Here is a 26,830-nt window from a genome sequence, read left to right on the forward strand (position 1 = left end):
AAGGCACCCAAGGTGGCAGACGCCGTCGGACACCACCATCCCGTGGATCAATATCCACGGGCTCCATAGAAAAGGAGCTCCACGATGGCTAAGGCTGAACTCCGTAAGCCCAAACCAAAGTCCAACCCCTTGAAGGCCGCTGACATCACCGTCATCGACTACAAGGACGTAGCACTGCTGCGCAAGTTCATCTCCGACCGCGGAAAGATCCGCGCTCGTCGCGTCACCGGCGTTACCGTTCAGGAACAGCGCAAGATCGCCCAGGCAATCAAGAACGCCCGCGAAGTTGCACTGCTGCCCTACTCCGGCGCTGGCCGCGGCTAAGGAAGGGATTAACTAACATGGCAAAGGTCATTCTGACCCACGAAGTTACCGGTCTCGGTGCTGCTGGCGATGTTGTCGAGGTCAAGAACGGTTACGCACGTAACTACCTCCTGCCCCGCGGCTTCGCCCTGACCTGGACCCGTGGTGGCGAGAAGCAGGTTGAGTCCATCAAGGCTGCACGTGCTGCCCGCGCCCATGCTTCCGTTGAAGCTGCCCAGGCACAGGCCGCTGCGCTGTCCGCCAAGAAGGTCCAGCTGGTTGTGAAGGCCGGCGAGTCCGGTCGTCTCTTCGGCACCGTCAAGCCGGCCGACGTCGCAGCTGCTGTTGAGGCTGCCGGTCTCGGCTCCATCGACAAGCGCAACGTTGAACTGCCGAACCACATCAAGTCTGTTGGTTCGTACCAGGCCAACGTCCGCCTGCACGAGGACGTTTCCGCTGTCATCGACCTCGAGGTCGTTGCAAGCAAGTAGCGCAGGGTTCCCTGAAACCGAGCTTGCGAGGTTTTAGGGAGTGCTACGCAGCGCAAGTGGCGCAAGCTGCATGAAAGGTCTCCGCCTCCGGTTTCCGGAGGCGGGGACCTTTTGCGTTGCGCGAACGTACAGTTGAGGCCCTTAAAATCGCAAAAACGGGGCACTATCTGTACGTTCGCGCAAGCGGTATGGGACCGTCCGAGCCCACGATGCTCCACCGCCCCCAGGCCTGCCGGAGCCGGTGATAGCCTGCAGCAGTGACTCCCGAAACCGCACGCGCACGGCGCTTTTTCCAACTCGATGTCTTCTCCGCGGTGCCCTGCCTTGGCAACCCTTTGGCCGTCGTCGTCGACGCCGAAGGCCTGGATGGCGCACAGATGCAGCAATTCGCGAACTGGACCAACCTGTCCGAAACCACCTTTCTGCTTCCGCCGGAGGACCCGGCCGCAGACTACCGGGTACGGATTTTCACCGCCAGCGAGGAACTGCCTTTCGCGGGGCATCCAACCCTGGGTTCGGCCTACGCGTGGTTGCAGGCCGGCGGCGTGCCGAAGCAGGAAGGCGTTCTTGTCCAGGAGTGCGGCGCCGGGTTGGTCCAAGTGCAGGCCGACGGCGGCCGGCTGGCTTTTGAGGCGCCTCCGCTTACCCGCTCGGGCCCGGTCGACGCTGCGACCCGGGAGAGGCTGGCCGCCGGGCTGCGCCTGCCGGAGGAGGCCCTGCTCGACGCCGCGTGGCTGGTGAACGGTCCGCGCTGGATCGGTGTGCTGCTGGAGTCCGCCGAGGAGGTTCTGGGGATCACTCCGGACCTGGCCGCGCTGGGGGAGTTGGAGGTGGGCGTGATCGGTCCGCACCGGCCCGGGGCGGGTGCCGACTTCGAGGTGCGGACGTTCATCGCCGGCGACGCGGTGGTGGAGGACCCCGTCACCGGGAGCTTCAACGCCGGGGCAGCCCAATGGCTGATCGGCAGCGGCCGCGCACCTGAGCGGTATCTCGCCGCCCAGGGAACCGTGCTGGGCCGGGCCGGACGGGTCCACGTGGAGTCCGTGGACGGCCGGATCTGGATCGGCGGGGACACAACGGCCTGCATCCAAGGAACCGTGCTGCTGTAGGGCACCGTTCGGAGCGCGAACGTGCAGCTGATGCCCTCAAAACCGCGAAAAAGGGGCATTATCTGCCCGTTCGCGCAAGGAACGCACTGAGGAAACCCGGGCGGGAATACTCCAACGCACTCTGTCGTTTGACGGTATAGATGCAAATGCATGTAATCTGTAAACGAACCGTCGAGCATCAGGAGAACGCCATGGAGACCCGCCGCATCACTGTCCTTTCCGCCGGACTCGGAGTCCCGTCGTCGAGCCGCCTGCTGGCCGACCAGCTCGCCGCATCGGCGAAGCGCCAGCTTGGAGAGGCGGGCTACGATGCCCAGGTCGAGGTCATCGAGCTGCGCGAGCTTGCCGTGGACATCGCGAACAACTTTGTCACCGGCTACGCGGGACCGCGCCTCGCAGAGGTGATTGCCGGCGTCGAGCAGTCCGACGGGATCATCGCCGTCAGCCCCGTCTTCAGCGCCTCCTACAGCGGCCTGTTCAAGTCCTTCATTGACGTACTGGACCCCAAGTCGCTGGACGGCAAGGCCGTCCTGATGGGCGCCACCGGCGGCACTGACCGCCACCAGATGGTGCTGGACCACGCCATGCGCCCGCTCTTCAGCTATCTGCGCACCCGGATGACCCAGACCTCCGTTTTCGCCGGTCCCCAGGACTGGGGAAACAACGACGACGGCGGCTCGCCACTGTCGGCCCGTGTGGACCGGGCGGCCGGGGAACTGGTGCAGCTGCTGAGCGGCGAACAACCGCACCGCAAGACCGACCCGATGGAGTCCCTGCCGTTCGAGCAGCTCCTGGCCGGAATCACCGGCGGCCGGTAGCCCGGCAGATCGCAGCCCGGCAGATCGCAGCCCGGCGCCCGGCTCCGGCCGGGCGGCGGGCCGAACTTTTTCCGGGCCCAGGTCGTTGAGCCGGTCATGAAGTGTCCTGTGGATTCAAATGACCTGGTGATGAGCGAGCGGAACGGAGTGGAGATCGACTACTGCCCGCAGTGCAGGGGCGTCTGGCTGGACCGGGGTGAGCTCGACAAGATCATTGACCGCGCGCCGGGCCAGTATGGCGCACAGTCCGCGCCGCCCCAGGCGCCGGCCGCACCACGCCAGGCTCCGCCCGCTCCGCCCGCACCGCCGCTCTACGACCGCGGCTACCCGGAGCGGCCGCGCTACGAGGACCGCGACTACGGCAACCGGGGTTACGACCGTGACTACGACCGGCGCAAGCACAAGAAGAAGGAAGGCTGGTTGGGGGACCTGTTTGACTTTTAGGCCCCGCCCCTCGTTGGTCAGTCCTCCAGCAGGGCGATGAACTCGCGTGCCTGCGCGAGGGAAATGTCAGAGTGGCGAACCAGGGCAAGGGCGGCGGCCTCTGCGTCGCCGCTCTTGGCCAGTGTGCGGATCCGCCCGTAGATATCGTCGTTGAGCATGTTGCTGCTGACCTCGCGGATCACATCGCCCTTGCTGGCGATGGCCCGGTAGCGGTAAGGGAAGCGTTCCGGCTCTTCTTCCTCCGGAAGCAGGTCCGCGGGAGGCGGTTCAGGCTGCCGGAACGGCTGCGGGTGCGCCGCGAGGGCGGCAACGGCATCGCGGGAGGCGCGCAGGCCCTCTCCCGTGCTGCTGAGGTACAGCTTGATCGCGGCCATGGCCTGTCCCTGGGCGATGAGCGAGTACAGCCGGCGGTGCTGGTCCTCGCTAAGCTTGGCCGCGGACTCCCGGGCCAGTTCCAGGGCGTCCACGGGCGCGCCCTCGGCGTCGTGCTTCTCCCGGTACTCCGTGGCACGGCGGCTCAACATGCGGTTCAGCAGCAGGACGGCGATGACCACGGCAACCAGGATCAGGGCCGGGATGATCAGGGATTCCATGTATCAGAGCCGATCTATGTAGTTCTTTGCGGAGAGCAGGTCCGCGCGGGTGTAGTCCCGTAGAAGTTTAATGGCCTGGATCTTCTGCCCGTTCCTGGCCATGAATTGAAGCTGCCGCACGAGGTCCGGATTCAGCTGCCCGTTGGAAAGCGCTGCCGGCTGGTAGTCCGCCGACGCCGGTGCTGCCGCCCCCGCGGTGCGCTGCTGCGGGTGGGCTGCCGGACCCTGCGGAGCCGGATGGTTTTCGGATTGCTGGCGAGCCTGTTCCTGGTTCTGGCTTGGCAGCGTTGACGCGTTGATCCGTTCGCGGACAGCCAGCGCGGCACGGACTTGTTCGGCCTGGTGCGCGGCCGAACGCCGGGCTAGTTCCCGTTGGTACCGTTCGGCCTCGGAGACGCCGAAGTCCCGGGGTTTGAAGGCATGGTTCAAGGCCCAGATCACCATGCCGAGGATGGCCGCTGGCGCGACGACAATCAGTACATCCCCCAAGGTGAAGTCCATGCCTAGAGCTTATGCCAGTTGCCAGTTATCCACAGCACATTCCCACGTGGGCATGCTTTTTGAGAGGATGCTGTCGAATTTTCGGGGAAATTGTGGGCTGAATCACAATCACGGCATATTTTCCACAGCCGACAGGGTGCCAGGTGGTCTGTCCATGCGTTCCGCGGCATTGAGGCTGTGGATGGAGGAGGCCGCAAAATACTTTTGTTCCACACCCTGTTCGAAGAGTTTTCCCAGTTCAGAGGCGAGTTTGTGGACAAAGTATTTCGCTTTCCACAGGATGATGCACAGACTGTGCACAAGCACGGCCACGTTATCCACGGGTTATCCACATGCCCGGCTTGGTTCCGCGAAAAAGCGGGGATAACGTGGCTGGGTACCCCTTTCAGGTACGTGGATTGCCCCGTTTTCGCCGCCGCTGGAGTTCCGTGCACTGGTCCATTTAGGATCTTGTGGATTTCCCTGTGGATAACCCGTGGATTGCTGGGGAAATCCGGATCTGCCGGTTCTGCGAGGTGCGCCGGCGGAAGAATGTCGGTGCCTGCCGCAAGGATGGGGCAACGGCAGATTCCAGGCGGTCGGCAGCCCCACACAGGGGGCGCCGCAAGGCTGCCCTGAAGCACCCGGCGGTACACATGGAGGACGGCTTTGTCAGTAACGCACCTGGATTCGATTGAGGGCGGCCGCTCATCCGAGCTGGGCCGCACTCCCCCGCAGGACATCGCGGCCGAGCAATCGGTACTCGGCGGCATGATGCTGTCCAAGGATGCCATTGCGGATGTCGTCGAGATCGTCCGCGGGCACGATTTCTACCGCCCTGCCCACGAGACCATCTACGAATCGATCATCGATCTCTACGGCCGCGGTGAACCGGCCGACGCCGTCACGGTCTCGGATGAACTGACCAAGCGCGGCGAGATCAACAAGATCGGCGGCCCCGCCTACCTGCACGAGCTCATCCAGACGGTTCCCACCGCCGCCAACGCCGGGTACTACGCGGAAATCGTGGCTGAACGGGCCGTGCTGCGCCGCCTCGTGAACGCCGGCACCAAGATCGTCCAGATGGGCTACGGCCAGGACGGCGAGGTGGAGGATCTGGTCAACCAGGCCCAGGCCGAGGTCTACGCCGTGGCCGAGCGCCGCACCGCCGAGGACTATGTCGCCCTGAAGGACGTCATGGAGTCCACCGTGGACGAAATCGAAGCCTCCGGGCACCGTGGCGAGGGCATGACCGGTGTTCCCACGGGCTTCTATGAGCTCGATGAGCTGACCCACGGCCTGCACCCCGGCCAGATGATCGTCATCGCGGCCCGTCCCGCGGTCGGCAAGTCCACCTTCGCGCTGGACTTCGCGCGTTCCGCGGCGATCAAGAACAACCTGGCCACCGTGATGTTTTCCCTCGAAATGGGCCGGAACGAAATCGCCATGCGCCTGCTTTCGGCCGAGGCCACCATCAGCCTCCAGGACCTCCGCAAGGGCACCATCAAGGACGAGCAATGGTCCAAGATCGCCACCACCATGGGCCGGATGAACGATGCCCCGCTGTTCATCGATGACAGCCCCAACATGTCCCTGATGGAGATCCGTGCCAAGTGCCGGCGCCTGAAGCAGCAGCACGACCTCAAGCTCGTGGTCCTGGACTACCTGCAGCTCATGAGCTCCGGCAAGCGCGTGGAGTCCCGCCAGCAGGAAGTCTCCGAGTTCTCGCGTGCGCTGAAGCTGCTCGCCAAGGAACTCCAGGTGCCCGTGATCGCCCTGTCCCAGCTGAACCGTGGCTCCGAACAGCGCCAGGATAAGCGCCCCATGGTCTCGGACCTGCGTGAATCCGGCTCCATCGAGCAGGACGCCGACATGGTCATCCTGCTGCACCGCGAGGACGTCTACGACAAGGAATCCCCGCGCGCCGGCGAGGCGGACATCCTGGTGGCCAAGCACCGTAACGGTCCCACCAAGGACATCGTGGTCGCCTTCCAGGGCCACTATTCGCGTTTCGCCAACATGGCCGGCGAGACGGGCGGCGGCGGCTTCTAGCAGGAGGCCTTCGGGCGCCCGGGCCGGATGTTGGAGGCGCCTAGGCGCCGCCCTCCAGCAGGTGGTCGGGCAGGCGGTTGCCCGGCGCGCCGCCGCGGATTTCCAGCAGTTCCCGCGCGTGTGCGTGCAGGCGCTTGTCCTCCTCGCTGACCGGCACCCATTGGGGCACCGGCACCGAGGCTCCGCTGTCGTCCCGGGCCACCATGACCGTCAGGCAATAGGTAGTGAGGTTCATTTCCCGGCTCTTCGGGCTGCCCGAACGCACGTGGACCGCGACGTGCATGCCCCTGTTGCCGGTGTACACCAGCCGGGCCTCCACTTCCACGACGTCGCCGATCAGCAGCGGCCGGTAGAAACGGACCCCGCCGGAGAATACGGCCACGGTGTCCCTGCCGCAATACCGCGAGGCGCAGACATAGGCGGCTTCGTCGATCCATTTCATGACGATGCCGCCGTGCACCTTGCCGCCCCAGTTCACGTCGGTGGGGGAAGCCATGAAGCGCAGCACCACGCGCTCGGCCGTGCCGGCGTCGGTATATTCCTGGGCGTTCATCGCTTCGACGATCTGCTCGCGCACGGCGATCCGCGCTAGGGCGTTGTCCCGCTGCTCGATTTCGGCCGGCGTCGACGGCGTGAACTGCGGAACCGGGACAGGCTTGCCGTCCGCGCCGACCGCCACGAAGATCACCAGGCATTGGCTGCGCATGGTGGCGGGGCCGCCCTTGGGGTCGGCCGCAGAAGTGACGGTGCGGATGTGCATCGAGGAGCGGCCGGTGTAGACGATGGTCGCCTCCACTTCCACCATGTCGCCGCTGTTCACGGGATCGCTGAAGTGGATGTTGCCGACGTACGCCGTCACGCAGTAGGACTTCGCCCAGCCGACGGCCGCCGCGTAGGCCGCCTTGTCCACCCATTCCAGGACGGTGCCGGCGTCCACCGAACCGCTGTGGCCGACGTCGGTGGGGGCGGCCAGGAAGCGAAGGGTGACGGAGTGCGGTGCGGGCTCGCTCATGAGGCGATTTTAGCGACGGGCCTGACGGCGGTGCCTTGTGTGACGGTGCCCGGCACCCACGGGCGGGGTGCGTTCTGGTGACGCAGCGATTTCGCTACTACTAATGAGAGTCATTATTGTTAAGCGCATGATCACTCACCCCTCGTCCAAACGTCCCGCCGGCCGCGCGCTCGCGCTGCCCTCCGTGGCACTTTCCGCACTTCTCCTCGCCGGCTGCGGCGCAGCCGCCTCTCCGGGCGGCCCTGCTTCCCCGTCGCCAAGCGGTGACGCGTCCGGCCCTGCAGCCGAGGAAGCCCAAGGCCCCACGCCGCGCCTCGTCCTCACCCATGACGGCGGCATCTCGGTCCTCGACGCCAGGACCCTGAAGCCGGTGGGAGGGGCGGAGCTCGACGGCTTCAACCGCCTGAACCCGGCCGGCGACGGCCGCCACGTGCTGGTCTCCACAGGCGATGCCTTCCGGGTATTCGACGCCGGTTCCTGGAGCGAGCCGCACGGCGACCACAGCCACCACTACGCAGGCGAGCCGCGCCTGACGGAACGCGCCTTCGAGGCCAGCAAGGCCGGTCACGTGGTGCGCCATGCCGGGACGACCGTGCTCTTCAGCGACGGCTCCGGAAAGGTCGAAAGTTTCGATCCCGCGGGGTTGACGAAGGCCCTGACCGGCGGCCTGCCCGAAACGGATGTCTACACGGCGCCGGAGGCCCATCACGGCGTCGCGGTGCCGCTCGAGGATGGCGGCCTGCTGGTGACCCTCGGAAACGAGGAGAGCCGATCCGGCGCCGTCGTCCTCGGCCCCGGCAAGGGGCAGCACCGGAAGGAAATCGCGCGGGCCGAAAACTGCCCCGGCGTCCACGGCGAGGCCGTCGCCGCGCACGGGACCGTGGTGCTCGGCTGCGAAAACGGCATGCTGATCTACAGGGGCGGCGGCAAGTTCACCAAGGTGGCCAGTCCCGACAAGTACGGCCGGGTGGGCAACCAGGCCGGATCCGAAAAATCCCCGGTGATCCTGGGTGACTACAAGATGGACAAGGCCGCGAAGCTGGAACGCCCCACCCGCATCTCGCTGGTCAACACCGACACCGCCACGCTGCGGCTTGTGGAACTCGGGACCAGCTACTCCTTCCGCTCCCTCGGCCGTGGCCCGGCCGGCGAGGCCTTGGTCCTCGGAACCGACGGCGGCCTGCGGGTGATCGATCCCGCCACCGGCAAAGTCACGTCCACCATCAAAGTGACGGCGCCCTGGACCGAGTCCGAAACCTGGCAGGACCCCCGGCCCACCCTCTTCGTTCAGGGTTCGACGGGGTACGTCACCGAGCCTGCGGGCCACCGGATCCATGCCGTGGACCTCAAGAGCGGCAAGGTGACCAAGAGTGCCGCGCTGGACTTTGTGCCGAACGAGCTGACCGGCGTCGAGGGCTGAGAGACCGTTAGGCTGAGAGGCCGCTAACAGGAAAACGCACCCGCCGAAGCGGGTGCGTTTTTCCTTTTCTGAAGGAGCCTAGGCGAGGACGCCCAGCTTGGAGCCCTTGCGGCCGAACGCTGCGGCGTCGACGGAGAGCCGCCCGGCGCCGGCGAGGGCCAGCGCGAGGGCGCCGCCGCCGAGGGCAAGCACGAGTTCGTAGCCGCCGTTGGCGACAAAGACCCCGGCCGGCGCGTGCACCAGCACCAGGGCGCCGAGCATGTCCGCGGCGAGGAGCGCGCCGAAGACGCGGGTCAGGAGTCCGGCGATGATCGCGATGCCGCCCACGAGTTCCAGTCCGGCCACGACGGGCGCCACGACGGATGCGCCCGGCACCCCCATCTGGGCGAAGGCGGCCTGGGTGCCGGCGATGGTGAATTCGTTGAATTTCTGCCAGCCGTGCGCGGCGAAGATGAATCCGACGATGACGCGCAGGACGGTAAGGGCTGTGGTGGTCAGCTTGGACTTGTTCATATAAGCAGCGTTGCGAACATTGCTTGAAGTGTCAAGTAAATGTGACGGGGAGCAACGGAGCCCCTGTCTTGTCTGCCCCTCCCGTTATGGTGGAAAAGTGCCCCAGACCGTAGCCCGAGCCGCCAGCCCGTCCCACGCCCGCGAGATCCTCCGCCTCGCCGTTCCGGCCTTCGGTGCCCTGATCGCGGAGCCCTTGTTCCTCCTGGCGGACTCGGCCATCGTGGGCCACCTCGGCGTCAGCCAGCTGGCCGGCGTCGGGCTGGCATCCACGCTGCTGCACACCGCCGTCGGGCTGATGGTCTTCCTTGCGTATTCGACGACGCCGGCGGTCGCCCGGGCGATCGGCGACGGCAAGCTGTCCAAGGCGCTCGCGGCAGGGCGCGACGGCGTGTGGCTGGCCCTGCTGCTGGGTACCGTGCTGGCGGTGGGCGGCTTCTTCGCAGCCGGGCCGCTGGTGGACCTGTTCGGCGCCGGGGGAGAGGTGCGCGGCTTCGCCGTCGACTACCTCCGCTGGTCCATGCCCGGGCTGGTGGCCATGTTGCTGATCTTCGCGGGCACCGGCGTGCTCCGCGGCCTGCAGGACACCCGTACTCCGCTGGTGGTGGCCACAGCCGGCTTCGCGCTCAATATCGCCCTGAACTGGGCGCTGGTCTACGGGCTGCACCTCTCGGTCACGGGTTCGGCGCTCGGCACCAGCATCGCGCAATGGGCCATGGCTGCGGTGTACCTGGTGATGGTCGGCCGCAACGCCCGCCGTCATGGGGTGTCGCTGCGGCCGGACTGGCACGGCATCCGGGCCATGACCACGGTGGGTTCCTGGCTGATGCTCCGTACGCTCTCCCTGCGCCTGGCGATCCTCGCCACTGTGCTCGTGGCCACCTCGCAGGGGGCGGTCAACCTGGCCGCACACCAGCTCACCATGACCATCTTCTCCTTCCTGGCCTTCGCGCTGGATGCCCTGGCCATCGCCGCCCAGGCCCTGATCGGCAAGGAACTCGGCGCCGCGAGGCCGGCCGAGGCGCGCGGGCTTACCCGGACCATGATCCGCTGGGGCCTTGGCTTCGGCGTCGTGACCGGGGCCCTGCTGGCCGTGGCCGCGCCGTGGGCGGGCCTGCTCTTCACCTCCGACGCCGCCGTGCAGTCAGCGCTCACGGGAGCGCTCTGGATCCTGGCCGCCGGGCAGCCGCTGGCCAGCTTCGTGTTCGTGCTCGACGGCGTGCTGATCGGCGCGGGGGACGCCCGCTACCTGGCGATTGCCGGCGTCGTGAACCTCGCCTTCTACCTGCCCCTGCTGGCCGCAGTCCACCTGACGCGGCCCGGGGGCGCGGCCGGGCTGCTCTGGCTCTGGGCGGCCTTCGGCCTGGGCTACATGCTGGCCCGTGGAGTCACCCTCGGGCTGCGCTCGCGCAGCGACAAATGGATGGTACTGGGTTCATAGCCCCGGCCCCGCCGCAGCCCGTCAAGGGCGGCAGGGTCTGATCGCTAAACTGGACGGGTGACTTCCCCCTCGTCCCCAGCATCTGTCCCTTCCTGGCTCTCCGGCTCCGATGATGCCGCGCCCTGGAAGCCGGTGCTGCTGCGTGCCGCAATCGCCCTCGCCTTCGGGGCGCTGACGGTGTTCTGGGGCGCTCCGTCCGTGCAGGTCCTTGCCTGGGCGCTCGGACTGTACCTGCTCGCGACGGCGTTTGCCGTGCTGCGAAGCGGAAGCGCTCCGCTTGCCGTGGCGGCCGTGGTCGCGCTGGGCGGCGTGGCCGCACTGCTTTTCCAGTCCGACGCCGGAGTCACCCTTTCCGCCTCGACCGCCCTCCTGGTGCTCGGCGTATGGGAGCTGGTGCAGGGGCTGCGCCAGCGTGGACGCCAGGTGCTGGCGCGCGACTGGCTGATCTCCGGCGTCGTTGGTGTTGGAACGGCGGCGCTGCTGCCCTTCTTCACCAACCTCGGAGCGCACGCCTTGCTGGGCGTGGCCGGCGGCGGCGCCATCATTTCCGGCGTCCTGTGGACGCTCTCCGGCCTGAGCCTGCGCCATGACGCCGGCGGCCGCGGGAACGGTGGGCACGGCGTGCCCGCCGAGGACGTAAACTAGTTACCGTACCTTCTACTTTCTGTAGAACTCTTGAGGCGCGCGAAGCGCCGGCACCATTGGAGGACCACCTTGGCAGACCAGAAACCAGGAGAGCCGCGCAAGATGCGGACCTCGGTGAAGGGGCCACTGATGTTTTCCGCGTTCTGGGGAGTGCTGGTCTTCTTCGCAGTGCTGATCTTCGCCTCGGGCGGCAGCGGCCACTCGCCGCGCTTCGACCTCGCCTTCACCGGCGGCGGCATCGCTTTCATCGTCAGCCTGGTCATGGCCGCGATGCTCTCCATGAGCCACAAGGAAAACGCTGAACACCTGGGCAAGGGCTCCGGCGTCAACCTGAGTTCGCGCAGGCCCGGCAGCCACGGCGGCGCCGTTCCCGGCCCGGCTTCCCCCGCGCCGGAGAAGCCCGAAACCCCGGACTCCGGCAGCAACTAAGCCGGCTCTTGGTCTGCGCGCTGGCTGTCCTACGCGCTTGCCGTTCTACGCGCTTGCGCGGCGTGCCCGGTACGCTGCCACATGCGCCCGGTTGGCGCAGTTTCCCGTGTCGCAGTAGAGCTTGGAGCGGTTCCGGCTCAGGTCCAACACCACCGCGTCGCAGTCCTCGGCGGCGCAGACCCGCATGCGTTCGCTTTCCTTGCTGCGGATCACGTCCACCAGTCCCATGGCCGCCTCGGTGCCCATGCGTTCCACCAGCGGCGCATCCGGCGTCGTGGCGTGCAGGTGCCAATCCCAATGGTCGTGCTTCACGAGCTGGGGGAGTGCCTTCGCCTTCGCCAGCAGCTGGTTGATCGCCTGGACGGCAGTGTCCTCATCTGCCGTCCACAGCGCCGCGAGTTCCGTGCGGAGCCGCTTGACGCTCTCCAGTTCCCGCTCCGTTCCGGCCCGCACGCCGGTGAATTCTTCGGCGTCGAGGAAGGCATCAAGGTCTTCCGGAGTGCGCAGATCTTCGCCGCCGTTGGCGGCGGTATTGATCAGATTGACGACGGCGCGCAAGGCCACCTCAGTGTCAGGTGCAAAAAGCACTTTGACTCCTTACTTGGCTCGGGAGTATTGTCAGGAGCGTAACCCATTTTACTCCTGACAGGAGGCGTGCTGTGTCAGCTGCCAAGAACCGGGGCGCGGCAGGCTTCATGGCCTCCGGCCTGGGCGTCGCACTATTCTCCTCCGCGGTCTTCGGGCTGTCCGGCTCCTTCGCGAAATCCCTCCTGGAGACAGGCTGGACGCCGGGCGCCGCTGTCGCCATCCGCCTCAGCGGCGCTGCCCTGGTCCTGGCCGTGCCCGCCGTCGTCGCGCTCCGCGGCCGCTGGCACCAGCTCAAGGAAAACTGGCTCACCATCCTGCTGTTCGGACTGATCGGCGTGGCCGGCTGTCAGCTCTTCTACTTCAACGCCGTGGCGCGGCTGTCCGTGGGCGTTGCCCTGCTGCTCGAATACCTCGCGCCCACCATGGTCGTGCTCTGGCTCTGGGCCGCAACCCGGCGCCGTCCCCGTGCGCTGACCTCGATCGGCACGCTGCTGTCCCTGGGTGGCCTGGTCCTGGTCCTGGACCTCACCGGCGCGGTCAAGGTGGACTTCGTCGGCGCGCTCTGGGGCATGGCTGCGGCGGTCTGCCTGGTGATCTACTTCTTCATCACGGCCAAGCAGAATGACGGCCTTCCGCCCCTGGTCCTGGCTTCCGGCGGGCTGCTGGCCGGCGCGGTCGTGATGTGGGCCGCTGCCGCCGTCGGCCTGCTGCCGATGTCCTTCAGCACCGCGGACACCCACCTTGGCCCGTGGAACACCCCGTGGTGGGTTTCCGTTGCCGGCCTGGTGCTGCTGTCCACCGTCCTGTCTTACGTCACCGGCATCATGGCCGCCCGCAGCCTGGGCTCCAAGGTGGCGTCCTTCGTTTCGCTCACCGAAGTGCTCTTCGCCGTCGTCTGGGCCTGGCTGCTGCTGGCCGAACTGCCGGGCACCATCCAGCTCCTGGGCGGCGCCCTGATCATCTTCGGCGTGGTGCTGGTACGCGTGGACGAACTCCGCGCCGAGCGCGCGGATGTTTCCGTGCCCGGCGGTGCCGAGCCGTGTGCGGAGCTTGACCACGCGAACGACGTCGAGCCCGTGCCTTCGGTGCGGACGGTCCCGGAGCGCTAACCAGCGGCGTGGAATTTCCGGCCGAAACGTGGATGGCCCCCTCAAATTTGAGGGGGTCATCCACGTTTGGGCCGGTAGGACCGGTGGTCCGGATGTTAGTGGGAGGCCTGTTCCTGCTCGTTGGCGTTCTTGGTGGCCTTCTTGCCGGCTTCGTCCAGGGCCTGGGCGACCTTCTGGAGGGCGGTCATGTGCTGGGACTGCCATTCGTTGCGGAAGCGGTCGGCGTCCGGGCCTTTCCAGTCGGTGCCCTGGAGGACTTTATTCAGGGTGTTGCGCTGCTGCTCGATTTCGTTCGAGCCTGCGCTGAGCTTGCTGCCGAGGGTCTTGAGCTGCTGTACATCTGCGCCCCAAATGGCCATGGTGTGTCTCCTTTTGGATTGTCGCGGACCCGAACTCTTCGGCATCCCCAATACCTAGAAACTATCCCGGCCGGGTGAAGGGTGTCGATGGGAACCCCTCCCCATGAAGAGATCCCCCGTGAAGAGGTCCCCCGGGAAGGAGTCCCCGTGAAGGAGTCCCCACCGACACCCGGGCCGAGTCAGTTGGCTACTTGCCGAAGCCGCGCAGCCTCAGGGAATTGGCCACCACCAGCACGGAGCTGGCGGCCATCGCGGCGCCCGCGATCATCGGGTTCAGCAGCCCCAGGGCCGCCACCGGAATGCCCACCGCGTTGTAGAAGAACGCCCAGAACAGGTTGGTCTTGATCGTCGCCAGGGTCTTCCTCGACAACTCGATCGCCTGCACCAGCTGCCCCAGCTCGCTGCCCATCACAGTGAGGTCCGAAGCCTCGATCGCCACATCCGTGCCCGAGCCCATCGCGATGCCCAGGTCCGCCTGCGCCAGGGCCGCGGCGTCGTTCACGCCGTCACCGGCCATGGCCACCGTGGCGCCTTTGGCCTGCAATTGGCGGACCGCGGCCACCTTGCCTTCCGGCAGCACACCGGCGAACACATCCTCCGGTGCGATCCCGACGGCGTCCGCCACCTGGGCGGCCACTGCGGCGTTGTCGCCGGTCAGCAGCATCGGACGGATGCCCAGTTTCTTCAGTTCCGCGATCGCCGCTGCGGACCCGTCCTTGATAGTGTCCCGCAAGGCAACGATTCCGGCCGGCGTACCGTCCACGGCCACCCAGATCGCAGTGGCGCCGCCCGCCTCCGAGTCCGCCAGCGCCTTGCGCTGTGCCTCGTCCGGGGCGATCCCGTTCTCTTCCAGCCAGCCGGAGCGTCCCACGACGACGGTCCGGGCAGTACCGCCGTTAAGCGCTACCGTTCCGCGGACTCCGCCGCCGGCCGCCGAACTGAAGTCCGACACCGCGGGGAGGCTGCCGCCGTCGGGCAGCGCATCCTTGGCGGCTGCGGCAATTGCGTGCGCGATCGGGTGCTCGGAGGCTGCCTCCACTGCGCCCGCCAGGGCGAGGACGTCCGCCTCGCGGTGCCCGTTCAGGGAGCTGCCGTTGAAAGATAGCGTCCCGTCCACGGCCAGCTTGCCGCTGGTCACCGTGCCCGTCTTGTCCAGCAGGATGGTGTCCACGGTGCGGGTGTCCTCCAGGACCTGCGGGCCCTTGATGAGGATGCCCAGCTGGGCGCCGCGGCCGGTGCCGGTCAGCAGGCCCACCGGCGTGGCGAGCCCCAGGGCGCATGGGCAGGCGATCACCAGGACCGCGACGGCGGCGGTGAAGGACGCGTTCAGCTCGCCGGTGGCCAGGAACCAGGCCAGGAAAGTGAGCACCGCGAGGACCAGCACTACCGGCACAAAAACCGCGCTGATGCGGTCCGCGAGCCGGGCGATCGGCGCCTTGCCGGTCTGCGCCTGGCTGACGAGCCGCCCCATCTGGGCCAGCGTCGTCTCCGAGCCCACCCGGGTGGCTCTCACGATCAGCCTGCCCGAGGTGTTGATGGTGGCTCCCGTCACCGGGCTGTCCGGGCCGACCTCCACCGGGACGGACTCGCCCGTCAGCAGTGAAGCGTCGACGGCGGACGCGCCTTCCGTGACCACGCCGTCGGTGGCGATCTTCTCGCCCGGCCGGACCACGAACAGGTCGCCTGCTTCGAGTTCGTCCGCGGGGATCTTGTGCTCGACGCCGTTGCGCAGAACAGTGGCGTCCTTCGCGCCGAGGCTCAGCAGGGCCTTGAGGGCGTCGCCGGCTTTTGCCTTTGCGTTCGCCTCGAGGTAGCGGCCCAGCAGCAGGAAAGTGGTGACCACCGCGGCGACCTCGAAATACAGGCCTCCGCCCATGGTCTCCATGCCCGGGTGTTCGGTCATCCGCGGGTCCGCGAACAACTGCCACGCCGAGTACAGGTAGGCCGCCAGCACGCCGATGGAAACCAGGGTGTCCATGGTGGAAGCGAAGTGCCGGGCGTTGATCGCGGCGGCACGGTGGAACGGCCACGCCGCCCAGCTCACCACCGGCAACGCCAGCGCCGCCGCCACCCAGCCCCAGTTCGCGAACTGCAGCGCGGGGATCATGGAGATCGCGAACACCGGAACGGTGAGTACCGCGGCAGTGATCAGCCGCGGGCGCAGGGTCTTGGCGCCGGGGCCATGGTGCATGTGGTCGCCAGCCGCGACGCCACGACCCACATGCTCTGTGTGCTCGACGCCGGTGTGGTCGCCTTGCGCGGCCCCGCGAACCACATGCTCTGCATGCTCGGTCGTTCCTCGCTTAGACGCATGCTGCCGCATGTGTCCCGCATTGCCGCTATGGTCATGTTGCGTCGCGCTGTGCTCAGGGTGAGGTGCGCCAAGCATCTCGGTTTCGCGGTCAGCGCCGTACTGGTGTGCCGGCTCGCTGTGGTCGCCGTGCTCGTGCCCGTAGTGCTCCCCGTGCTTGTGGGTGCCCGGCTGGGGTTTGATGTAGGCCTTGTAGCCTGTGGCGTTGACCGTGTCTACGATCTGTTGGTCCGTGATGTCCGCGGGGACCGTGACGCTGGCGGATTCGAGGGGGAGGTTCACGGAGGCTTCGACGCCCTCCAGTTTGCCGAGCTTCCGCTCCACCCGGGCCACGCATGATGCGCAGGTCATGCCCTCGATATCCAGTTCGACGATGCGGGTACCTTGCTGTTTGAGTAAGTCCTGGTTCCCCACGATGCCCCCTAAGCGTCGTTGGCCACTACCAGGTAGCCGGCCTCGGCAACGGCTTCGCCGATCTCCGAAGGGGCGAGCTCCTGGGTGGAAGTGATGGTCACAGTTGAGATGCCGCCCGCGTTCAGGTCGATCGCCACGGATTTCACGCCGTCGAGGGCTTCGATCTCCTCGCTTACCGCCGAAACACAGTGCCCGCAGGTCATGCCCGAAACACTGACGTTGGTCTGGATGGTGGCGGTGTTCTGTCCCATGGCGTGCTCCTTGGTGGTGAGTTGAATGATGTGGTGAGAGTTCGCGGTGTTACCGCAGCAGGCGCCCGATGGCATCCGTGGCCTCCTTGACCTTGAAATCGATGGCCTCGGCACGGGATCCGGGATCCGGCTCCGCGGCGGCGCCCACCACGCAATGCCCGATGTGCTCTTCCAGCAGGCCGAGGCTGACGGCATGGAGCGCCTTATTGACGGCGGCGACCTGGGTGAGGATATCGATGCAGTACTTGTCCTCGTCAACCATGCGGGCGATTCCGCGGACCTGTCCTTCGATCCGCTTCAGCCTGCGCAGGTAGGAGTCCTTGTTCGAGGAATAGCCGTGCTGGGCGTGCGGCTCTTCCGGGGAACCGGAAGCAGGGGCAACGCCGGCCGGGGTGGTGAGGGGATCTACCGTGCTCATGTGATCAATGTATACCCCCCGGGGGTACTTGGCAAGTACCCCCGGGGGGTATACATGAAGGGTTAGGTGCACAACGCCGGCAGCTAAGCTTGCGCTCGGCCGGAAAGCCCAAGGAAAGGAACCCCATGCAGGAAACCGCACTCGAAAACGGTCCGGGCGGACCCGGCCCCTCGGAGTATTTCCGGGCCAAGCTCCGCTTCGAAATCGACGTCATGGACGTGGCTGACGCCCCGGCCGGCAGCTTCGTGCTGGTGGACACGCGGCGGCAATACTCCTGGGACCACGGGCACATCCCCGGTGCCGTGCACCTGCCGACGGCGCAGATCCCCGCCGGCGCCCCGGAAATCATTCCGGCTGGCAGCCGCGTGGTGGTCTACTCCTGGGGTCCGGGCTGCAACGGGAGCACCTTCGCCGCACTCGCCTTTGCCGAGCTCGGTTATCCGGTACAGGAAATGATCGGCGGGATCGAGTACTGGGCGCGGAATGGTCTTCCGGTGGAAACGGCCGACGGCGTCACGGTTCGGGAGTTCGACGGCCTGGTCACTGCACACCAGCCCGGGTAGTACTCAAGCGCCGATTAGATGGTTCCCGCACGGTTAGACGGCGGCCACCGTCTAACCGTGCGGGAACCATCTATCCGGAGGTGCCAGCCGGCCCGGAAGCCCATGAACCCGCCGGAACCTCAGTGCATCAGCCACCCCGCATTGCATCAGCCACCCCGCATTGCATCAGCCACCCCGCATTGCCGGGTACAGAGGCGTCACACCTTTGAACTGGTGATTTTCAGGTGGTGACTCGGCCAAGCCGTCCATCCGATTAGACGGTTCCCTTCCCACTAGACGTTGGCCACCGTCTAGTGGTGCGGGAACCGTCGAAACGGGCGAGGATCCCGGGCGTGCCGGGAAGGGCCGCCGGTACTTGTCCAGGCCGCCGGCACTGTTCCCGGGGTGCTAGATCCCGAGTCAGCGGCCAAAATGTGCCAAAACGGTTTTTCGCCGCGGGATGACCATAGGGCCACGCAAAGCTCCGCGTCAAGAGAAAAATCCTTTGGGCAGGCCGCTCAAACAATTTTTCTGTGACTCTTGACACGCTCGCCCAATGACCTTTACGGTTTTGCCAAGTCGTTTTGGCAAAACGATTCTTCACCCCGATCAATCTCGCCATTTCCGTTCGAGAGAAAGTGAGTCGACAGCGATGTCCACTCGAAAGACCATCAACAGGTTCGCCGCCCTCGGCGGCATCTGCACCGCCGTCGCACTCGCGGCAACCGGGTGCGGCGCGGGGGGCCCGGCAACCACGGGTAGCGCCGCCAGCAGCACCGTGAACGTCCTTGTCGAGGCCGGCGGCCACGCGGAACTCACCGGCGTCGCGGAGCAGTGCAAGAAGGAAACCGGCGTCACCGCCAACTTCGTCGAACTGCCCTATGACGGCATGTTCAACCGCCTGTCCAGCGAGTTCTCCTCCGGCAACGTCTCCTTCGACGTCGCCGCCCTGGACTCGGTCTGGCTGCCGAGTTTCAAGGACGCAGTCCAGCCCATCGACGAACTCTTCACCGACGAGGCCAAGAAGGACATCTTCCCGGCCTTGGTCAAGGAAGCGAACGTGGACGGCCACTTCATCGGCATGCCCGCCTGGACCAACGCGGAGATCATTCTCTACCGCAAGGACCTCTTTGAGGACGCCAAGAACAAGGCCGACTTCAAGGCCAAGTACGGTTACGAGCTTGCCCCGCCGACCACCTGGAAGCAGTACCAGGAAATCTCCGCCTTCTTCACCCGTGACGGCATGTACGGCACGGACGTGAAGGGCGCCGTCGAAACCGAATGGCTGGCGCACGTGCTGCAGGCCGGTTCGCCGATGGTCCTGGACGCCGACGGCAAGGTGGTCATCGACAACGCCGCCCACAAGGAAGCCCTGGACTTCTACACCAGCCTGGTGAAGTCCGCCCCGTCCGGCGCCGCGCAGGTCGACTGGGCCGCGGCACAGAACCTGTTCAACCAGGGCAAGACGGCGATGACCCGGTTCTGGGCACACGCATACCGCCAGATCCCCAAGGACTCCCCGGTGGCAGGCAAGGTGGGCGCCGCTCCGATGGTTGGCGGCAGCGCCGGCGTCGCGGGCGTCCCCGGACCGTGGTACCTGTCCGTCCCCAAGGCAACCAAGAACACCGAGGCGGCCAAGAAGTTCGTCAAGTGTGCCTACGACTACAACAGCATGGGCATCGAATCCAGCCTGGGCCTGGCCGCGCGCATCTCCGCTTTCGAGAAGTACCAGGACAAGCCGGGCTACGAAAGCTTCAAGCCGCTGATCGAAACCCTCAACGCCAAGGCCACGGCCACCCGTCCCGCAACCGCCAAGTGGCAGCAGATCGTGGACACCGTCCTCGTTCCGATGCTGCAGAAGGCAGTCGCCGGTGGTGACTCCGCCACCCTCCTCGCTGATGCCAAGAAGCAGATCGAGGCCCTCCTCAAGTAAGACTCCGCGGCCGGCACCTGCCCATGCAGGCGCCGCCAGCGCGGCACCGCAAGTTCGGTGCCGGCCGTGGCTCCAACCAGCGGAAGAGAAAACCGTGCGTATCTCCGATCGCCGCTTCGCATTGTTCCTGATGACCCCTGCGGCGCTGTTCCTGGCTGTATTCGTGGCCTACCCTTTGTTCCGCCTCGTGGCGGACAGCTTCTTCAAGATCTCGCCGGTCGCCGGCGGTCCGCGGGACTTCGTCGGCCTCGAGAACTACTTCCGGGCCTTCGCGTCCGAGGCGTTCATGGGTGCGGGCTGGCGGACCCTGGCCTACACGGCCGTGGTGGTCACCCTTGAATTCGCCCTCGGCCTCGGCATGGCCCTGCTGTTCACCACGTTGGGCCGCAAGTCCCAGGTGTGGCGGACCGTCTTCCTGTACCCGCTCATGATCGCCCCGATCGTGGCCGGCCTGCTGTGGAAGTTCCTGATGATCGATAACTTCGGCCTCATCGGCACCCTGCTGCACCAGGCGGGAATCCTCAGCAACCCCAACCAGATCGGCTGGCTCTCCGACCCGAACATCGTGCTGTTCTCGGTGGCCGTCCCGGACATCTGGCTGACCACCTCATTCATGTGCCTGGTCCTCTTCGCCGGGCTGCAGAACATCCCCGGAGACCTCATCGAAGCGGCACGTCTGGACGGCGCACGCGCACCGGCGCTGCTATTCCGGATCATCCTTCCGCTCCTGCGGCCCGTCATCGCCGTGGCGCTGGTGGTCCGCGGTATCGACGCCGCACGGGCCTTCGACACCATCCTCATCCAGACCAACGGCGGCCCGCAGTCCGCCTCGGAAACCATGAGCCTGCTGATCTACCGGACCATGATCCGCTTTGGCGATCCCGGCCTGGCCAGCGCCATGGGCACCCTCTACCTGCTGGCCATGCTCGCCGTCGCGTTTGTCGCGGTGTCCACCATCTGGCGGCCAGGAAAGGACAGCTGATGCGCGTCGCCGAACGAACAAAGCACGACGCCGGGACGCCGGCCGGGGTGCCCGCGGAACCTGCCGCGCAGACACCATCGCGGCCCCCCAGGCGCCGGGGCGCCAACCGGGAAGGCCTGGAAGCAGGCCGCCGGAGTACCAGGACGCTGCTCTGGATCCTCCTCGCCGCAGCGATGGTGCTCTACGGATTCCCCTTCCTGTACCTGCTCTTCACCTCCTTCAAGACCCCCATCGATACCATCGCGGTACCACCGACCATCCTCCCCAGGACATGGACGCTGGAGAACTACATCAACGCGCTGGGGCGGAACGGGGTGCTGGCCTCGTTCATCAACAGCGCGCAAACAGCGGTGATCAGCACCCTGCTGTCCCTGGTGCTGGCGGTCCCGGCGGCCTACGGCATCACGCGGTACAAGACCCCCAGCGGCCGCGTCTTCATCATGGCGGCGCTGGTGACCCGTATGGTGCCGCCCGTGGCCATCGGCATCCCCCTGGCCTCCATGATGGCCTCAGTGGGCCTGGCCGACACGCCCATCGCACTCTCGATCGCCCACACCACCATCTCCCTGCCGCTCTCCATCTGGCTGATGTCCAGTTTCTTCGAAGCTGTTCCACGTGACCTGGAGGAAGCCGCGACCGTGGACGGTTGCAGCAGGCTCGGAGCCCTGTGGCGGGTGGTGATCCCGGTGGTCTCCGGCGGCATCGCAGTCACCGCGATCTTCGCGTTCCTGGCCTCCTGGAACGAGTTCCTCTTCGCACTCCTGATGACGGCGATCCGCTCGCAGACCACCCCGGTGGTGATCGCCAACTTCCAGACCCAGTTCGGCCTGGACTGGGGATCCATGACGGCGCTGGCCGCGGTCTACTCCATCCCGGTCATCCTCCTGACACTTCTATTGCAGCGCAAGATCGTCGCAGGCATGACGCTCGGCGCAGTCAAGGGATAGCGCCGCCAAGGGATAGGGCTGTCGAGGGATAGCAAGCAACGAAAAACGACGTGGGAGACAGATGAGCTACAAGAACATCGGCATCAAGGACGTGGCCGCCGCCGCCGGCGTCTCCGTGACAACTGTCTCCCACGTCCTCAACGATGTTTCCTATGCCCGGATCAGCCCCGAAACCAGGGACAAGGTCAGGGCAACGGCGGAGCAACTGGGCTATGGCCCCAACCGCCTCGCCCAGGCACTTCGCACCCGGAGGACCGGCATGCTGGGCCTGGTCAGCGAGGATATCGCCACCACGCCCCACGCCGGCCGGATCATCCTCGGCGCTGACGAGGCCGCCAAAGCCCGGGGATACAGCCTCATGATCATCAACACCTCCGGCTCAGCCAGCCTCGAATCCCGGCAGGCCGACGTCGAGGCCCTCCTGGAAAGGCGGGTGGACGGAATCCTCTACGCCACCATGTACCACCGGAACGTGGAGCTGCCGGAAAACCTCGGCAGCGTTCCCGCCGTCCTGGTGGACTCGGTGGCTACCGGGGGAAACATCACAGCCGTGATCCCGGACGAAGAAGGTGGCGCACGGGCCGCCGTGGGCGCGCTCCTGGAAGCCGGCCACACCCGGGTGGGCTTCATCAACAACACCGATGACGTCCCTGCAACCCGTCTGCGGCTCCAGGCCTTCCGGGCCATGCTGAATGAGGCAGGGCTCGACGGCGATGCGGCCCCTGTCGAGTCGGAGGTCTCCGAGGTGCAGGGCGGCTACGAAGCGGCCCGGCGGATCCTGGCACGCGGGGACCGCGCCGATATGCCTACGGCGTTGTTCTGCTACAACGACCGGATGGCGATGGGGGCCTACCGGGCCGCGGCGGAATTGGGACTCACCATCCCCGCCGACCTTTCGGTCGTTGGCTTCGATGACCAGGAACTGATCGCCGCCAACCTCCAGCCGGGCCTCACTACCGTGGCCCTGGCCCACTACGAGATGGGTGCCTGGGCCACCGAGCACCTGATTGACGCCGTTGAGGGTAAGACCGACCTTTCCCTCATGGCACTTCACCCGACCATCATGGGCTGTCCTCTCGTGCGGCGCGATTCCATCGCAGCTCCCCGCCGATAGCCAGCCAATCCCTTCCACCCCGCAAGAGGAACGCCAGACATGTCGAGCAGCCTTGATGCCGCACTCCCGGAAACCGCTCCGGCCGGAACCTTCAGCTTCCGGCCGGCCATCCATTTCACGGCAAGGGATACCTGGCTGAACGATCCCAACGGCCTGGTTTTCCACGACGGCCTGTACCACCTCTTCTTCCAGAACAACCCGTACGGCAGCGTTTGGGGCAACATGTCCTGGGGCCACGCCACTTCCCGTGATTTGCTCCATTGGACGGAGCACCCGGTTGCCATTGCCTGCGACGAGACCGAGGACATCTTCTCCGGCAGTGTCGTGGTGGACCACGGCAACACATCCGGTTTCGGGACCGCGGACGTGCCCGCCCTCGTGGCCGTTTACACCAGCGCCTTCAAGGCTGGGTCCGAACACGGCGGCACGCAGGCACAGTCCCTGGCCTACAGCACGGACGCCGGAATGACGTGGCGAAAATACGAAGCAAACCCCGTCCTCACCAGGAACTCCGCCAACTTCCGCGATCCCAAGGTCTTCCGTTACGAAGGCGCGCAGGGTCCGTGCTGGATCATGGTCGCCGTCGAGGCCTTGGAACAGAAAGTGGTCTTCTACCGTTCGAAAGACCTCAAATCCTGGGACTTCCTGAGCGACTTCGGCCCGGCCAACGCCGACGCCGGGGAATGGGAGTGCCCCGACATCTTCCCCCTGCCGGTGGACGGGGACCCGGACAACACCAAGTGGGTGTTGATCGTCAACATCAACCCCGGCGCTGTGGCGGGAGGTTCCGGCGGCCAGTACTTCATAGGACAGTTCGACGGCGTCCGCTTCCTCCCCGACGCCGGTTCCCTTGCCGCTCCGGCAGGACTGTCCAAGCTCCCCGACCCGGAGACGGCCGCTGCCGCCATGCAGCAGTGCCTGTGGCTGGACTGGGGACGCGACTGCTACGCCTCGGTATCCTTCAGCGACGCCCCGGATGGCCGGCGCATCATCATCGGCTGGATGAACAACTGGGACTACGCCAACGATCTGCCCACCGCTCCCTGGCGGTCCTCGATGACCCTCGCCCGCGAACTGAGCCTCACCGCGGCGGACGGCTCCGCGCGCCTGGTCCAGCGGCCGATCCTGGCCGAAGCCGGTGCCGAGCCCCCTGCAGAAGTCCACCTGGACACAGGCACCTTTGAGCTGCGGAATTCAGCCCTCCGCTTGCCGGACCCGGTACCCGGCGGTGCCCTGATCATCGAGGCGGAGATTCTGCCCGGCAGCGCCGAACGTGTTGATTTCCGGCTCTTCGGAAGCGGCGATGGAAGCAAGGGCACCGTCGTCAGCTACGACGCGGGCGGCGCCGCGCTCACGCTTGACCGCAAGCACTCGGGAAACACCGGCTTCCACGAAAAGTTTTCATCAGCGGAGTCAGCCCCGCTGGTCCTTGAGGACGGCGTGCTCAAGCTGCAGATCGTCGTCGACCACTGCTCGGTGGAGGTCTTCGCGCAGGGCGGCAAAGTGGTCCTGACTGATCTCATCTTCCCCGATACCGAAAACCCGGAGAACCGGCTATCGGTTGTGGGAGGCTCAGCAACAGTACTGAAGCTCGCGGTCTCAACGCTCGCCTAGCACCGTCAATAGAAGAAGCACCAAAGGGAAAAGACAATGTCAAGCAACAACCACTACGACGTGACTACCTGGCCCGTCGGCAATCCGTCCAAGGACGTCGGCGAAGTCATCAACAGCATCATCGCCGACATCAAGGACCGGCAGACCGACACAGATGCGGACAATGGCGGAAAGCCGGGCGCGGTGATCTACATTCCGCCAGGGGACTACCACCTTCGCACCCAGGTGGTGATCGACATCAGCTTCCTTAGGATCCATGGCGCGGGACACGGCTTCACGTCGTCGAGCATCAGGTTCAACGTTCCCGAAGACGAATGGCCCGACTTGCACGAGCTGTGGCCCGGGGGGAGCCGCATCATCGTCGACCTTCCCCTCGATGCGGACGGGGAGGAGGCCCAGGGGGCCGCCTTCTACGTCGAGCGAAGCGGGAGCCCGCGGATCAGCTCGGTCGAGTTCGCCAACTTCTGCATTGACGGCCTGCATTTCACCCCGGACGGCTCGGGGATGCATCCGGAGAACAGCTACGTGAACGGCAAGACCGGCATCTACGTGGCGAACGCCAATGACTCTTTCCGCGTCAACGGCATGGGCTTCATCTACCTTGAGAACGCCCTCACCATCTACCACGCGGACGCTCTTTCCATTCACGACAACTTCATCGCCGAATGCGGAAGCTGCATCGAGCTGCGCGGGTGGGGACAGGCATCAAAGGTCACGGACAACCTGGTCGGAGCAGGCTTCAAAGGCCACTCGATCTACGCTGAGAACCATGGCGGCCTCCTGGTCACCGCGAACAACGTCTTCCCGCGTGGTGCGAGCAGCGTCCATTTCGAGGGCGTCACGCGTTCAAGTGTCAGCAACAACCGCTTGCATTCGTTCTACCCCGGCATGCTGGTCCTGGCGGCGAACAGTTCGGAAAACCTCGTGGCCACGAACCACTTCCTGCGTGACCATGAGCCTTGGACGCCCTTCCTGGGGATCGACAACGGGCTGGACGACCTCAACGGACTTCTCAGTGTCAGCGGCAGCAACAACTCCGTCGTCGGCAACCATTTCTCCGAGATCATCGACTCACAGAGCGTCCGCCCGGAAGGTGCGACGCCGGTCATCATCCGGCTGAAGGAGGGGACCGGCAATTTCGTCTCCAACAACCATGTGGTGGCGTTGGATGTTCACGCCAAGTCAAGTGACTCCTGCTTCTCGGCCCAGGTGGACGCCCTTTTGACGACCGAGGCTTCGGACGGCCTCGCCGTGACGGCCGTCCTGGTCGATCCCGAATCAGCCCGGAATACGATCCTGGATTCCGGAACCGACGCCCAGGTTGTCGCAGACAGGACTCTCAACGCCGTGAGGGCCACACCCACGGTCGGTTCCTAGCGGCACGGTAGCCTACTGCTACCAGACCGGCAGGAAACCATGACGACGTGGGAGAGATGTTGAACAACAGGACAGTGGGCATCAAGGACGTAGCCGCCGCCGCCGGGGTGTCCGTCACCACTGTCTCCCATGTGCTCAACGAAGTTTCCTATGCCCGGATCAGCCCGGAGACCCGTGACAAGGTGCGCGAGACCGCGGCCCGGCTGGGCTACGGACCCAACCGCTTGGCGCAGGCGCTGCGGACCCAGCGCTCGGGCATGATCGGCTTCATCAGCGAGGAAATCGCCACCACGCCGCATGCCGGCCGGCTCATCCTCGGCTCCGAGGTGACGGCCAAGGCGCGCGGCTACAACATCATGATCATCAACTCCACCAGCACCGGCTCGCCCGAGTCGCGGGAGAACGACGTCGCCGCCCTCCTTGAGCGGCAGGTGGACGGGATCCTCTACGCCACCATGTACCACCGGCGCTTCACAATCCCCCGGAACCTCGCAGGCATTCCCGCAGTGCTGGTGGACTCGGAGGACATCGGGCACACCATTGCGTCCGTCATTCCGGACGAGGAAGGCGGCGCGCGGACCGCCGTCCAGGTGCTGATCGACGCCGGGCACACCAGGATCGGGATGCTCAACAACACCGACGACGTCCCGGCCACACACGAGCGTCTGAGGGCGTTTGAGGAAACCCTGACGGAGGCCGGGCTGACGTTCCACCCGGAGTTGGTCCAGTCCGAGCTGTCGGAAGCCCTGGGCGGCTACACGGCAGCCATGCGCCTGCTGGCCGGCCCGCACCGTCCCACGGCCGTGTTCTGCTACAACGACCGCATGGCCATGGGCCTGTACCGCGCCGCCAATGAGCTCGGCATCAAGATCCCGGAGGACCTTTCGGTGGTGGGCTTCGACAACCAGGAGCTCATCGCGGAAAACCTCCACCCGGCCCTGACAACGGTGGCCCTGCCGCATTACGAAATGGGCGCCTGGGCCACGCGGCACCTCATTGATGCGATCGAAGGCAAGATCGAGCTTTCGGAGTTCGCCGCGCCGCCCACCGTGGTGGAATGCCCCCTGGTGGCCCGCGACTCCGTGGCCCCGCCGCACCCGCGTCCGTCCGTCTAATCGGAAGGG

The 26,830-nt window shown here is 66.1% G+C and carries 29 protein-coding genes; 19 read left to right on the top strand and 10 right to left on the bottom strand.

The features are described from left to right. The first annotated feature begins 84 nt into the window (after nt 1–84). The 5 genes from rpsR (at nt 85) to ACNQPB_RS04625 (ending at nt 3,165) form a co-directional block, all read left to right on the top strand. Nucleotides 85–324 carry a 30S ribosomal protein S18 gene (rpsR, locus tag ACNQPB_RS04605; RefSeq protein WP_003800144.1) on the top strand — a complete coding sequence of 80 codons (240 nt, stop codon included), beginning with the start codon at nt 85–87 and terminating at the stop codon, nt 322–324. Nucleotides 325–341: 17 nt separating this feature from the next. Next, on the top strand, nt 342–794 hold the full coding sequence (gene rplI, locus ACNQPB_RS04610) for a 50S ribosomal protein L9 (protein ID WP_498749481.1): 453 nt from the start codon (nt 342–344) through the stop codon (nt 792–794). A gap of 257 nt (nt 795–1,051) precedes the next feature. After that, the gene (locus tag ACNQPB_RS04615; RefSeq protein ID WP_498749483.1) at nt 1,052–1,903 is read left to right on the top strand and encodes a PhzF family phenazine biosynthesis protein; all 852 of its coding nucleotides are present in this window, start codon (nt 1,052–1,054) and stop codon (nt 1,901–1,903) included. A 191-nt stretch (nt 1,904–2,094) separates the two neighbouring features. Beyond that, nucleotides 2,095–2,721 carry an FMN reductase gene (locus tag ACNQPB_RS04620; protein WP_498749485.1) on the top strand — a complete coding sequence of 209 codons (627 nt, stop codon included), beginning with the start codon at nt 2,095–2,097 and terminating at the stop codon, nt 2,719–2,721. A 108-nt stretch (nt 2,722–2,829) separates the two neighbouring features. Next, nucleotides 2,830–3,165, top strand: coding sequence for a TFIIB-type zinc ribbon-containing protein (locus tag ACNQPB_RS04625; protein WP_498749487.1), 336 nt, complete (start codon nt 2,830–2,832; stop codon nt 3,163–3,165). 17 nt (nt 3,166–3,182) lie between these two features. Here the strand turns inward: ACNQPB_RS04625 and ACNQPB_RS04630 are convergent, their stop codons facing one another. The 3 genes from ACNQPB_RS04630 to ACNQPB_RS04640 form a co-directional block, all read right to left on the bottom strand. Further along, entirely contained in the window at nt 3,183–3,758 is a 576-nt protein-coding gene (locus ACNQPB_RS04630; protein WP_498749488.1) for a hypothetical protein, read from the bottom strand. A gap of 3 nt (nt 3,759–3,761) precedes the next feature. Then, nucleotides 3,762–4,259: a hypothetical protein gene (locus ACNQPB_RS04635; RefSeq protein ID WP_498749490.1), complete on the bottom strand. Its 498-nt coding sequence runs from the start codon at nt 4,257–4,259 to the stop codon at nt 3,762–3,764. A gap of 108 nt (nt 4,260–4,367) precedes the next feature. Beyond that, nucleotides 4,368–4,580 (bottom strand): hypothetical protein, encoded by a 213-nt coding sequence (locus ACNQPB_RS04640; RefSeq protein ID WP_498749492.1) that lies wholly within the window; start codon nt 4,578–4,580, stop codon nt 4,368–4,370. 327 nt (nt 4,581–4,907) lie between these two features. Between ACNQPB_RS04640 and dnaB the strand changes: the two genes are divergently transcribed. Continuing rightward, nucleotides 4,908–6,290, top strand: coding sequence for a replicative DNA helicase (dnaB, locus tag ACNQPB_RS04645; protein WP_498749494.1), 1,383 nt, complete (start codon nt 4,908–4,910; stop codon nt 6,288–6,290). 40 nt (nt 6,291–6,330) lie between these two features. On the opposite strand, the gene ACNQPB_RS04650 is transcribed toward dnaB, so the two are convergent. After that, the gene (locus tag ACNQPB_RS04650; RefSeq protein WP_498749495.1) at nt 6,331–7,302 is read right to left on the bottom strand and encodes an acyl-CoA thioesterase; all 972 of its coding nucleotides are present in this window, start codon (nt 7,300–7,302) and stop codon (nt 6,331–6,333) included. 127 nt (nt 7,303–7,429) lie between these two features. On the opposite strand from ACNQPB_RS04650, the gene aztD reads away from it, so the two are divergent. After that, on the top strand, nt 7,430–8,722 hold the full coding sequence (gene aztD / locus ACNQPB_RS04655) for a zinc metallochaperone AztD (protein WP_498749497.1): 1,293 nt from the start codon (nt 7,430–7,432) through the stop codon (nt 8,720–8,722). Nucleotides 8,723–8,800: 78 nt separating this feature from the next. Here the strand turns inward: aztD and ACNQPB_RS04660 are convergent, their stop codons facing one another. Beyond that, nucleotides 8,801–9,235: a DoxX family protein gene (locus ACNQPB_RS04660; protein ID WP_498749498.1), complete on the bottom strand. Its 435-nt coding sequence runs from the start codon at nt 9,233–9,235 to the stop codon at nt 8,801–8,803. A gap of 97 nt (nt 9,236–9,332) precedes the next feature. On the opposite strand from ACNQPB_RS04660, the gene ACNQPB_RS04665 reads away from it, so the two are divergent. From ACNQPB_RS04665 to ACNQPB_RS04675, 3 genes are all read left to right on the top strand, one after another. Further along, nucleotides 9,333–10,673, top strand: a complete 1,341-nt coding sequence (locus tag ACNQPB_RS04665) for an MATE family efflux transporter (protein WP_498749499.1) — start codon at nt 9,333–9,335, stop codon at nt 10,671–10,673. 57 nt (nt 10,674–10,730) lie between these two features. Continuing rightward, on the top strand, nt 10,731–11,318 hold the full coding sequence (locus ACNQPB_RS04670; protein WP_498749501.1) for a hypothetical protein: 588 nt from the start codon (nt 10,731–10,733) through the stop codon (nt 11,316–11,318). Nucleotides 11,319–11,387: 69 nt separating this feature from the next. Continuing rightward, complete coding sequence (locus ACNQPB_RS04675; protein WP_498749503.1) at nt 11,388–11,747, top strand: hypothetical protein; 360 nt, start codon at nt 11,388–11,390, stop codon at nt 11,745–11,747. 45 nt (nt 11,748–11,792) lie between these two features. On the opposite strand, the gene ACNQPB_RS04680 is transcribed toward ACNQPB_RS04675, so the two are convergent. Continuing rightward, entirely contained in the window at nt 11,793–12,335 is a 543-nt protein-coding gene (locus tag ACNQPB_RS04680) for a CGNR zinc finger domain-containing protein (protein WP_498749505.1), read from the bottom strand. A gap of 107 nt (nt 12,336–12,442) precedes the next feature. On the opposite strand from ACNQPB_RS04680, the gene ACNQPB_RS04685 reads away from it, so the two are divergent. Then, nucleotides 12,443–13,444: an EamA family transporter gene (locus ACNQPB_RS04685; protein ID WP_498749944.1), complete on the top strand. Its 1,002-nt coding sequence runs from the start codon at nt 12,443–12,445 to the stop codon at nt 13,442–13,444. 95 nt (nt 13,445–13,539) lie between these two features. On the opposite strand, the gene ACNQPB_RS04690 is transcribed toward ACNQPB_RS04685, so the two are convergent. The 4 genes from ACNQPB_RS04690 to ACNQPB_RS04705 all read right to left on the bottom strand — a co-directional run bounded on the left by ACNQPB_RS04690 (nt 13,540) and on the right by ACNQPB_RS04705 (nt 17,197). Continuing rightward, nucleotides 13,540–13,803: a WXG100 family type VII secretion target gene (locus tag ACNQPB_RS04690; protein WP_498749507.1), complete on the bottom strand. Its 264-nt coding sequence runs from the start codon at nt 13,801–13,803 to the stop codon at nt 13,540–13,542. 187 nt (nt 13,804–13,990) lie between these two features. Beyond that, on the bottom strand, nt 13,991–16,465 hold the full coding sequence (locus tag ACNQPB_RS04695) for a heavy metal translocating P-type ATPase (RefSeq protein ID WP_498749945.1): 2,475 nt from the start codon (nt 16,463–16,465) through the stop codon (nt 13,991–13,993). Nucleotides 16,466–16,536: 71 nt separating this feature from the next. Continuing rightward, nucleotides 16,537–16,779 (bottom strand): heavy-metal-associated domain-containing protein, encoded by a 243-nt coding sequence (locus tag ACNQPB_RS04700; RefSeq protein WP_498749509.1) that lies wholly within the window; start codon nt 16,777–16,779, stop codon nt 16,537–16,539. A 49-nt stretch (nt 16,780–16,828) separates the two neighbouring features. Next, nucleotides 16,829–17,197, bottom strand: a complete 369-nt coding sequence (locus ACNQPB_RS04705; RefSeq protein WP_498749511.1) for a metal-sensitive transcriptional regulator — start codon at nt 17,195–17,197, stop codon at nt 16,829–16,831. A gap of 125 nt (nt 17,198–17,322) precedes the next feature. On the opposite strand from ACNQPB_RS04705, the gene ACNQPB_RS04710 reads away from it, so the two are divergent. From ACNQPB_RS04710 to ACNQPB_RS04745, 8 genes are all read left to right on the top strand, one after another. Beyond that, on the top strand, nt 17,323–17,760 hold the full coding sequence (locus tag ACNQPB_RS04710; protein WP_498749513.1) for a rhodanese-like domain-containing protein: 438 nt from the start codon (nt 17,323–17,325) through the stop codon (nt 17,758–17,760). 631 nt (nt 17,761–18,391) lie between these two features. Continuing rightward, nucleotides 18,392–19,672, top strand: coding sequence for an ABC transporter substrate-binding protein (locus ACNQPB_RS04715; protein ID WP_498749515.1), 1,281 nt, complete (start codon nt 18,392–18,394; stop codon nt 19,670–19,672). A gap of 94 nt (nt 19,673–19,766) precedes the next feature. Continuing rightward, a complete protein-coding gene (locus ACNQPB_RS04720) occupies nt 19,767–20,654 on the top strand; it encodes a carbohydrate ABC transporter permease (protein WP_498749517.1) in 888 nt (295 codons plus the stop codon). Then, nucleotides 20,654–21,601, top strand: coding sequence for a carbohydrate ABC transporter permease (locus ACNQPB_RS04725; protein WP_498749519.1), 948 nt, complete (start codon nt 20,654–20,656; stop codon nt 21,599–21,601). The genes ACNQPB_RS04720 and ACNQPB_RS04725 overlap by 1 nt, the downstream gene beginning before the upstream one ends. A gap of 61 nt (nt 21,602–21,662) precedes the next feature. Continuing rightward, nucleotides 21,663–22,715 carry a LacI family DNA-binding transcriptional regulator gene (locus tag ACNQPB_RS04730; protein WP_498749521.1) on the top strand — a complete coding sequence of 351 codons (1,053 nt, stop codon included), beginning with the start codon at nt 21,663–21,665 and terminating at the stop codon, nt 22,713–22,715. Between the two features lie 39 nt (nt 22,716–22,754). Next, complete coding sequence (locus tag ACNQPB_RS04735) at nt 22,755–24,329, top strand: glycoside hydrolase family 32 protein (RefSeq protein ID WP_498749523.1); 1,575 nt, start codon at nt 22,755–22,757, stop codon at nt 24,327–24,329. A gap of 36 nt (nt 24,330–24,365) precedes the next feature. Beyond that, nucleotides 24,366–25,706, top strand: coding sequence for a NosD domain-containing protein (locus ACNQPB_RS04740; RefSeq protein ID WP_498749525.1), 1,341 nt, complete (start codon nt 24,366–24,368; stop codon nt 25,704–25,706). A 59-nt stretch (nt 25,707–25,765) separates the two neighbouring features. Continuing rightward, nucleotides 25,766–26,821, top strand: a complete 1,056-nt coding sequence (locus ACNQPB_RS04745) for a LacI family DNA-binding transcriptional regulator (protein WP_498749947.1) — start codon at nt 25,766–25,768, stop codon at nt 26,819–26,821. Nucleotides 26,822–26,830: the final 9 nt, after the last annotated feature.

Origin of the sequence: Curtobacterium sp. LFS079 (assembly GCF_047977865.1) — a bacterium.
Taxonomy (GTDB): domain Bacteria; phylum Actinomycetota; class Actinomycetes; order Actinomycetales; family Micrococcaceae; genus Arthrobacter.